Origin of the sequence: Nocardioides sp. (genome assembly GCF_051876515.1) — a bacterium.
Classification (GTDB): domain Bacteria; phylum Actinomycetota; class Actinomycetes; order Propionibacteriales; family Nocardioidaceae; genus Nocardioides.
Genome location: NZ_JBJEHY010000157.1, coordinates 1 through 8,847, shown reverse-complemented (window position 1 = coordinate 8,847; position 8,847 = coordinate 1). Strand labels below are relative to the sequence as shown.

Sequence of the window (8,847 nt, the reverse complement as noted above, 5' to 3'; positions counted from 1 at the left end):
TGAACATCGACGCGATCGAGGTGCGGCCCAGCAGCGTGAGGTTCCCGTCCGCCACCCACTCGGGGGGCACCGCGCGCGCGGGCTCGACGGGGAACTGGGCCGCGTACCCCCAGGTCGTGGCGCGGTGCGGCAGTCGGATGGCCGCAGCGGTCGCGGCGAGCTCGCCGGCACGCCGTACGCCCTGCTGGTCGCCGACCGAGGCCAGCCCGTCGAGCGCGTCGGCCACCCGCAGCGGCATCGGCATCACCGCGGCCTGCTCGAGGGCGGTGAGGAAGGTGGTGGTCGCCTGGTCGGCGTCCCCGGCTCCGAGCAGGGCGCGGCCGAGCAGGAGGCGCGCCTCGACCGCGTCCCGACCCAGACGGGCGCTGTCGGCCAGCGCGGCGACGTCGGCCGCCAACCCGGCGGCGTGCTTGAAGTCGCGGACGGCGAAGAGCTCGCGGGCGTCCTGGCAGAGCACCGGGAGCCGTACGGCCCACGGCAGGTGGTCGCGGTCCACCGGCCGGGCGCTCCAGGTACGGTCCAGGCCGCGCAGCAGCGTCTCGGCGAGCAGTCCGACGCGGTCCTCGGCCAGCTTCTCGGCGTCGGCGACCACGGCACGGCAGCCCGCGACCGCCTCGGAGATCCGCCCCTGCTCCAGGGCGACCCGGGCCAGCAGGGTGCGCGCCGACAGGGAGATCCAGCGCTCGTCGTTGGCCTCGGTGATCGGCAGCGCCGCGTTGGCCGCCGCGACGGCGTCGTCGAGGCGGCCCGACGACAGCTGCACGTCGGCCAGGGTGCGCGTGGCCTGGCGGACGATCGAGCCGCCCTCGTGGTCCAGCGCGATCGCGCGCAGGGCCTCGGCCTCGGCGCGTACCAGGTCGCCCGCGTCCAGGTGCATCTCGGCGCGGATGGAGGCGGTCTTGGCGAACTCGTCCGGGCTGTTCGTCTCGCGGGCGTACGCGTCGGCGCGGTCCAGCAGCCACATGCCCTCGTACGTGCCGTGGACCTCGGAGGTGGCGATCCCGGCCCGGCGCGCCACCATCGAGCCCAGCTCCGGGGGCATCTCGCCGGCGTCCAGCAGCCCGAGCAGGATGTCGACGGCCTCACGGGTGTGCATCGCCGTGTAGAGGGCCGAGAAGATCCGGTTCGCCAGCGCGGCGGCGGTCTGCCGCAGGTCCTCGTGCTCGGCCGCGCGGAGGACGGCCCGGCGCACGGCCGGCAGCTCGTCGAGCCACGGCTGGTCGGCGGCCCCGTAGTTGACCGAGGCAGGCACCACGCGGTCGGCCCAGGCGAGCAGGGCGCGGTCGGTGGAGTCCTCCTCGCCGTCCAGCGCCAGGCTCGCGGCGTGGGCACGGATGGGCGTGAGCATGTCGAAACGCCCGTCCGGCAGCACCTCGATCAGGCTGCGCCGGGCCAGCCCGGCGGCCAGGGCGACGGCCTGGTCGACCGACTGCCCGGTGATGGCGGCGAGCACCTCGGCACCGACGGGGAACCCGAGCAGCGCGAGCCGACGGAAGGCGCGCTGCCGGTCGGGGGCGAGCAGGGTGTACGAGGTGTCGATGGCCTCGGCCAGCGATCCCGCCGGGGTGGCGGCCGAGAGCCCCAGCAGCGCGCACTGCACGGCGGCCTGGTCGATCAGCAGCGGGAGGCCGCCGGTCGCACCGAGGAGACGGTTGAGGGCCACGGCGTCCGCGACCGGGTCCACGGCCGGACCGCCGGCGGTCTGCAGGCGGTGCAGGAACAGGTCCAGCGCCGGTCCGTGCGCCCGACCGTTCTGGCCGGGGATGTGGAAGGGCGCCACGCGGACCACCCGCTCGGAGGGCTGGGCGGCCATCGACAACGACGTCACCAGCAGGGAGGAGTGGGTCGTCGCGTCGACGATGTTCTGGAGGACAGCGCCCAGGCCCTGCACGTCGACGCTGACCCCGTCGACCACGAGCAGCGTGCGCTCGCCGTCCATCGCGCGTCCCAGCAGGCCGGCGGGGGTGTCGCCCGGCGCGTGCTCGGCGCCCAGGGCGGCCAGGCAGGCCAGCAGCACCTCGTCGGTGGTGGTGAGGTCACGCACGTCGACCCACACGGAGTCCTCGCGCGACTCGGCGACCACGTGGGCCACGGTGGTCTTTCCGCACCCGGGCGGCCCCACCAAGGTCACCCAGCGTCCCGTGTCGAGGCACGTGGCGACGGCCGCCAACGTTGCTTCACGACCGAGACACAGGGTGGGCACGCCATGAATCTATCTCCCGCCGCTCCCGGAGTTACGTAGGACTACGGATGCCGGGACGCACGTCACTCGACCAGACTGGAGTCAGTCGAGGCGATGTGGACCCGAACAGGGGTGGGCCCAACCGCTCGACAGGTGTTCGGGGCCGCGGACCTTCAGGGGTGGTCCGCGGCCGTCCGACACCCATCTCGGGGGAGACTCCGATGGCTCAAGGGACGTGGGGATGGGGGTCCCCACGTACCCTTGGGCCATGGAACTCCTGCTCGTCCTCGTCGTCCTCGGCGTTCTGGTCGCCGTCGCTCTCGGAGCGGGCCGGATGGGCAAGAAGCGCGAGCTGCTCCGCAAGGAGAGCGAGCTGGCCCCGGTCAAGCGGCTCGCCGAGGAGGACGTCACCGCCCTCGGTGTGGAGCTGCAGGACCTCGACCTGGAGATGGCCGGGCGTCCGCTGGACGTGGGGGCCAACGCCGACTACCAGCGGGCGCTCGACGCGTACGAGTCGGCCAAGACGGCCGCAGCCGGTCTGCAGCGGCCCGAGGACGTCAAGCACGTCACCGAGATCCTGGAGGACGGTCGCTACGCGATGGCCTGCGTGCGCGCCCGGGTGAGCGGCCAGCCGCTCCCGACGCGTCGGCCCCCCTGCTTCTTCGACCCCCGCCACGGGCTGTCGGTCGCCGACGTGTCCTGGACGCCGCCGGGCGGTGCCCAGCGCGAGGTCCCGGCCTGTGCCCTCGACGTGGAGCGGGTGCGCGCCGGTGCCGAACCGGACATCCGCAAGGTGATGGTGGGCTCGAAGCGGGTGCCGTACTGGCAGGGCGGCCGCGCCTACCAGCCGTACGCGGCCGGCTACTTCGGCAACTTCGGGCCGATGGAGTGGATGTTCATGGGGATGCTCTTCAGTGGCGGGTTCGAGGGGATCGGCGAAGGCATCGGGGCGATCGGCGAGGGCATCGGCGACATGCTCGGCGGTCTCGGCGACGGCATCGGCGACATGTTCGACGGGTTCGACGGGTTCGACTTCTGACCACCCGCCCGGGGGAGGTTAGGGTCGGGGCGTGACGCTCCACACGACCCACCTCGGCGACGACGGACCCCGGGTCGTCTTCCTCCACGGTCTCTTCGGACAGGGCAGGAACTGGACCCAGATCGGCAAGGCGCTGGCCGAGAGCTACCGCGTCACGCTGGTCGACCTGCCGCACCACGGCAGGTCCCCGTGGGGTGAGGAGTTCTCGTACCTCCACCTGGCCGACAGCGTCGCCGAGCTGCTCGACGCCGAGGACCCGGTCGCCCTGGTCGGGCACTCCATGGGCGGGAAGACCGCGATGGCGGTGGCACTGCGCCGTCCCGAGCTCGTCGAGCGCCTGTGCGTCGTGGACATCTCCCCGGTGACCTACCGCACGGGCAGCGAGTTCGCCGGCTACATCGCCGCGATGCTCGGCATGGACCTCGGCGCGCTCGGCGGTCGCGACGACGCGGACGCGGCACTTCTCGAGGCGGTTCCCAACCGGACGGTGCGGTCGTTCCTGCTGCAGAACCTGCGGCGCGACGGGGACGGCTGGCGCTGGCAGGCCAACCTGGACGTGCTGGGACGCGACCTGGAGGTGCTCGGTCGCTGGCCCCAGGAGGTGGACGCCCTGGAGCCGTACCCCGGGCCGGTCCTGTGGATCGCGGGTGAGCGCTCGGACTACGTGCTCGAGGAGTACGCCCCCGCGATGGAGCGGCTCTTCCCGCGTGTGCGGAAGGTGACCGTCAAGGGGGCGGGGCACTGGGTGCACTCCGAGCGGCCCGAGGTGTTCCTGGAGGTGCTGCAGCGGTTCCTGGCACACCGCTGACCCGGGAAGGGGTTGCGCGCCGGGGCGGCTCGGCTGCTCAGGACCGCTGGCGGGCGCGGTACGCGGCCACGGCCTCGCGGTTGCCGCAGGTGGCCGAGCAGTAGCGACGCGACCGGTTGCGGCTGAGGTCGAGCAGGAGGTCCTCGCAGCCCGCGGCGTCGCAGACCGCGATCCGGCTGGTCTCGTCGGCCCGGACGACGTCGACCATGGCCATCGCCGTCTCGACCGCGATCCGGTCGGCCAGCGCCCGGGAGGGGTCGATGGCGTGCAGGTGCCAGTCCCAGGTGTCGTGCCGACGCAGCTGGGGGAGCGCCTGCATCTCGGCGAGGATCTCGTTGACGAGCTCGGCGGCCTCGTCCCGCGGAGCGGTGAGGAGCGTACGGAGCCGGGGTGCGATCGCGCGGACCTCCTCGAGCTCGGCGAGGGTCCCCGTGTGCTGACCCGTGTACTCCCAGCGCCGCACGTACTCGGCGAGGCCGTCGGGGGAGCCGAGAGGGCCCTGCTGCTCCTCGGCGTCGTTCACGAGCGCGACGCAGGAGAGCAGCGCCACCTCGGTGTCATGGGCAAAAGGCACTTTGACAGGTTACATCTGGGCGAACTAGCGTCATGGGTGTGGCGCGTTTGACTCATGACAGCGGTGGCTCCGGCTTCGGGACCGGCCTGGTGCTCGCCCTCGTCTCGGCGGCCACCTTCGGCATGTCCGGGGCGCTGGCCCGCGGACTCCTCGACAACGGGTGGACCGCCGGCGCCGCGGTGACCGCGCGCATCGGCGTCGCCGCCGCTGCCCTGGTGGTTCCCGGGGTCCTGGCACTGCGCGGGCGCTGGTCGCTCATCGGCCGCAACGCGGGCCTCGTGAGCGCGTACGGCGTGATGGCCGTCGCCGGCGCGCAGCTGTGCTACTTCTACGCCGTCTCCTACCTCGAGGTCTCCCTCGCCCTGCTGCTGGAGTACACGGCGCCGCTGGCCGTGGTCGTGTGGTGGTGGCTGCGCCACGGGCACCGGCCCAGCCCGACCACCCTGGCCGGCGCGGCGCTCGCCATCGGCGGACTGGCCCTCGTGCTCGACGTCTTCTCCGGTGGCGTGGACCTCGACGTCGTCGGGGTCCTGTGGGCGCTTGGAGCGATGCTGGGGGCCGCGACCTACTTCGTGATCTCCGCCGACCTCGACAACGGCCTCCCGCCGATCAGCCTGGCCGCGGCCGGCCTGGTCGTCGGCGGCGGTGTGCTCGGCGCGGCCGGCCTGCTCGGGGTGCTGCCCATGGCCGCCAACACCCGGGCCGTGACGTACTCGGGCTTCACGGTCGAGTGGTACTGGCCGGTGCTGGCCCTCGGCCTGGTCGCCGGCGCCCTCGCCTACGTCACCGGGATCGCCGCCGGGCGGCGCCTCGGCTCCAGGCTCGCCTCGTTCGTGGCGCTGTGCGAGGTCCTGTGCGCACTGGTCTTCGCCTGGATCCTGCTCGACGAGCTGCCGGGGACCGTCCAGCTCCTCGGGGGACTGCTGGTCCTGGCCGGGGTCGTCGTGGTCAAGGCGGGGGAAGGGGCGCCGTCGGCCACCGGCTCAGCTGGCGTCCTGGCGGCGCAGGAACACCTCGCGGTGCAGGAGCAGAGCGGCGGCCGCGAAGGGTACCGCCAGCAGCGCGCCGATCACGCCCATCAGTGAACCGCCCACGAGCGCCGCGATCACGGTCAGTGCGGCCGGGATGTCGACCGCGCGCTTCATGATCTTGGGCGAGATGAAGTACGACTCGAACTGCTGGTACGCCAGGTAGTACACCAGCGCGATCAGGGCCGTGGTGGGCGAGACGGTGAGGGCGAGCAGTGTCATGATCGCGCCCGAGATGAAGGCGCCGATCACGGGGATCAGTGAGAGCAGACCCACCACGAACCCGAGCGCGATGGCGTAGTCGCCCAGTCCGACGACGAAGCAGAAGATGAGCGTCGAGATGCCGGCGCACAGGGCGACCAGGAAGGCGCCACCGACGTACGCCCCCATCGACTGGATGATCCGGTCACCCAGCGCGCTCACCCGGCCACGCTTGGAGGCCGGCGCGAGCTGGTAGGTGGCGTGCTTGATCGAGGGCAGCGAGGCCAGGAAGTAGATCGTGAGGACCAGCACGATGAACGTGTTGGTGACCGCCGAGAGCAGTGCCAGACCGAAGTTCAGCGCCCCGCCGGAGACCGACGCGACGAAGTCACCGTCCTGGACGTAGTCGGTGATCTTCTTGACGATCTCGTAGCGCTCGTTGAGATCCTTGAAGGTCGCGTTCTCCTTGAGCTGCTCGAACCAGTCGGGCGCGTTCTTGGCGATCGAGGTGATCTGGTCACTGAGCACCGGCACCACGGCCAGCACGAAGAGCCCGACGGTTGCGACCACGCCCAGCAGCACGATGCCCAGGGAGAGGCCGCGCTTGAGGCCACGCCGCATGAACCACTCCACCAGCGGGTTGAGGCCGATGGCGAGGAACATCGAGAGGACCAGCAGCACCAGGATGCCCGAGAGCCGCTCGATCTGGTGGAACAGGAAGAACGCGAGCAGGCCGCCGAGCGTGGCCAGGAACCCGAACTGGAACGGTGAGTGCCGCAGGAGCGAGGGGGTCACCGTCGGGGGCACGGGTGGGGGAGTCGTGATCGACCCGGCGTTCTCCACGACGAGCTGCGTGGAGTCGTCGATCACCACCTTGACGTCCTCGCCGTGCTCGACGGCTTCCTCCACCGCCTCCTCGGCCGCCTTCTTCACCGCGGTCCCGGCCCGGTAAGCGGCCTCGGCGGCCTCCGTCGCTGCGGGGGTGGAGGGTACGGAGAGGGGTTGGGTCGCCTCGGGAGCCGGTTCCGGAGCAGCGTCGGCGAGGGACGCCACGTCGCTGCCCGCCCCGGGGCGCTCAGCGCCGCCAGCGCGGCTGCGGACATCCTCGGAGGCTCCGGCGACACGGTCCCGGAGACGACCCAACCACCCCATCACTCGTCCTTGTCGAATCCGGCGACGACGTCGCGCAGCGCACCCAGCTGGGCGGTGATCGCGTCGCGACGCTTGGTCACGCGCTCGAGGTCGGCGCGTACGGCCGCGAGCTCGCGCTCCGCCTCAGCCGTACCAGTCGCCGAGATCGACTCGGCCTGCGTGCGAGCGGACGCCACGATCTGCTCCGCCTCCCGGCGGGCCCGGCTCAGCAACCCCTCGGACTCGCTCTGCGCCTGCTGGCGGTGCGCGTTGGCCTGCGTGGTGGCCTCCCGGGCGCGGGCCTCCGCAGCGGTGGCCCGGTCCTCGGCCTCCTTGACGAGGCGAGCGGTCTCCGCGGTGGCGCTCTCGTGGTGCTCGGCGGCCTCGCGGGCCAGCCGCTCCTTCTCCACCGCCAGGGTGCGCCGCGCCTCCTGGACCTCACGGTCCGCGGCGGCCCGCGCCTGCTCCACCTCGCGCTGTGCCGAGGTGCGGAGCTGGTTGGTCTCCTGCTGGGCCGCCAGGCGCAGCTGCTCGGACTCCCGCTTGGCCGAGGCCAGCAGGTCGTCGGCCTCGCCCTTGGCCAGGACGCGCTCCTGCTCGGCGTCGGCGACCATGCGCGAACGCATCTCGTCGAGTTCCTTGAGCTGCACCACGCGCATGTCGTCGGCCTCGCGTGCCGCGTCGGCACGGATCGCCCGGGCGTCGCGCTCGGCCTGCTCGCGGATCTCGGCCGCCTCCCGCACGGCGGCGGCGCGCACGTCGGAGGCCTCGTCCTCGGCCAGCTTGAGCATCGAGGTCGCACGGCCACCGAGGCCGGCGTACGTGGGGTTCTGCACCTCCGACAGCTCCGCGCGGATGCGCTGCACCTCCTGCTCGAGCTGGGCGGCACGCGACTCGGCGGTCCGCAGGCTCTCGGCCAGAGCGCCCTTCTCGGACTGCTCCTTGGCCAGCAGCTGGTCGACCGCGAGCTTGTCGTAGCCGCCGCGGCGCACCAGGGGGAGCGCGGCCGCGTGCGGGGTGCTCACGGTCCCGGACAGCGGGGCCTGCACGGCAGGGATGCGGGTCGTCTGGTCACTCGAGGTGGCCGGTCGTGCCGGGGACGCCGCGGGGGAGGCGGCCGGCTGGCGGGCCGAGGCAGGCTGCGGACGCTCGGTGCGCGCCACCGGCTGCGTCGGGACATCGGCCTTCGCAGGGGCGTCGCCGCCCTTGACGACGGCCTTGATGACCTGGGTCTTCTCCGGATCCGCGGAGGGTGCTGCTGCCTGCTCCTTCGCGACCGGAGTCTGGTTGGAGTCCGGGTCGTCGAAGATGGACAGGCCTTCGTCGCGGCTCATGGTCGGGTACCCACTTTCGGTGAACATCGACGCCTTCAGGGGTGTGGCGTCGGGGTTGATGCGGCTCAGGGCACAGTCTTGCCGATCGGTGGGAACAACACACCCCGGCTCGCGGATCTGACCGCGAAACCGGGGTGTCTTGTTGGTGCGTGACCGGGTGGGGTGGGCTCAGACCCTCAGACCCCGCGGAAACGGTTGATCTCGGTGAGGTGCTTCTCGCGCAGCTCGTGGTTGAGCACGCCCTGGCCCTCCTCGGGGGCCAGGCACAGGACGCCGACCTTGCCCTGGTGGGCATTCTTGTGGACGTCGAGCGAGGCCTGGCCGACCTCGTCGAGGGTGTACGTCCGCGACAGGGTCGGGTGGATGGCGCCCTTCGCGATGAGGCGGTTGGCCTCCCACGACTCGCGGTAGTTGGCGAAGTGGCTCGAGATGATCTTCTTGAGGTTCATCCACAGGTAGCGGTTGTCGTACTCGTGCATGTAGCCCGAGGTCGACGCGCAGGTGGTGATGGTGCCGCCCTTGCGGGTGACGAAGACGGAGGCGCCGAAGG

The 8,847-nt window shown here is 72.2% G+C and carries 7 protein-coding genes and 1 pseudogene; 3 read left to right on the top strand and 5 right to left on the bottom strand.

Annotation, left to right across the window (positions count from 1 at the left end; translation table 11 throughout):
* The coding region (locus ACI379_RS11985) for an NB-ARC domain-containing protein (RefSeq protein WP_439792321.1) at window positions 1-2,203 on the bottom strand (2,203 nt) is incomplete at its 3' end.
* A 247-nt stretch (window positions 2,204-2,450) separates the two neighbouring features.
* Here ACI379_RS11985 and ACI379_RS11980 point away from each other — a divergent pair.
* Both ACI379_RS11980 and ACI379_RS11975 read left to right on the top strand, forming a co-directional pair.
* Window positions 2,451-3,221 (top strand): hypothetical protein, encoded by a 771-nt coding sequence (locus ACI379_RS11980; RefSeq protein ID WP_439792320.1) that lies wholly within the window; start codon window positions 2,451-2,453, stop codon window positions 3,219-3,221.
* A gap of 31 nt (window positions 3,222-3,252) precedes the next feature.
* Window positions 3,253-4,029, top strand: coding sequence for an alpha/beta fold hydrolase (locus tag ACI379_RS11975; protein WP_439792319.1), 777 nt, complete (start codon window positions 3,253-3,255; stop codon window positions 4,027-4,029).
* A 37-nt stretch (window positions 4,030-4,066) separates the two neighbouring features.
* Here ACI379_RS11975 and ACI379_RS11970 read toward each other — a convergent pair whose 3' ends face one another.
* Complete coding sequence (locus ACI379_RS11970; RefSeq protein WP_439792318.1) at window positions 4,067-4,603, bottom strand: CGNR zinc finger domain-containing protein; 537 nt, start codon at window positions 4,601-4,603, stop codon at window positions 4,067-4,069.
* 38 nt (window positions 4,604-4,641) lie between these two features.
* Between ACI379_RS11970 and ACI379_RS11965 the strand changes: the two genes are divergently transcribed.
* The gene (locus ACI379_RS11965; protein ID WP_439792317.1) at window positions 4,642-5,688 is read left to right on the top strand and encodes an EamA family transporter; all 1,047 of its coding nucleotides are present in this window, start codon (window positions 4,642-4,644) and stop codon (window positions 5,686-5,688) included.
* Here the strand turns inward: ACI379_RS11965 and ACI379_RS11960 are convergent.
* From ACI379_RS11960 to ACI379_RS11950, 3 genes and pseudogenes are all read right to left on the bottom strand, one after another.
* A complete protein-coding gene (locus ACI379_RS11960) occupies window positions 5,587-6,885 on the bottom strand; it encodes an AI-2E family transporter (protein WP_439792316.1) in 1,299 nt (432 codons plus the stop codon). The two genes, ACI379_RS11965 and ACI379_RS11960, sit on opposite strands and share 102 nt — an antisense overlap.
* 98 nt (window positions 6,886-6,983) lie before the next feature.
* Complete coding sequence (locus ACI379_RS11955; RefSeq protein ID WP_439792315.1) at window positions 6,984-8,297, bottom strand: hypothetical protein; 1,314 nt, start codon at window positions 8,295-8,297, stop codon at window positions 6,984-6,986.
* Window positions 8,298-8,473: 176 nt separating this feature from the next.
* Window positions 8,474-8,847, bottom strand: a pseudogene (locus tag ACI379_RS11950) (crotonyl-CoA carboxylase/reductase); the annotation flags it as partial.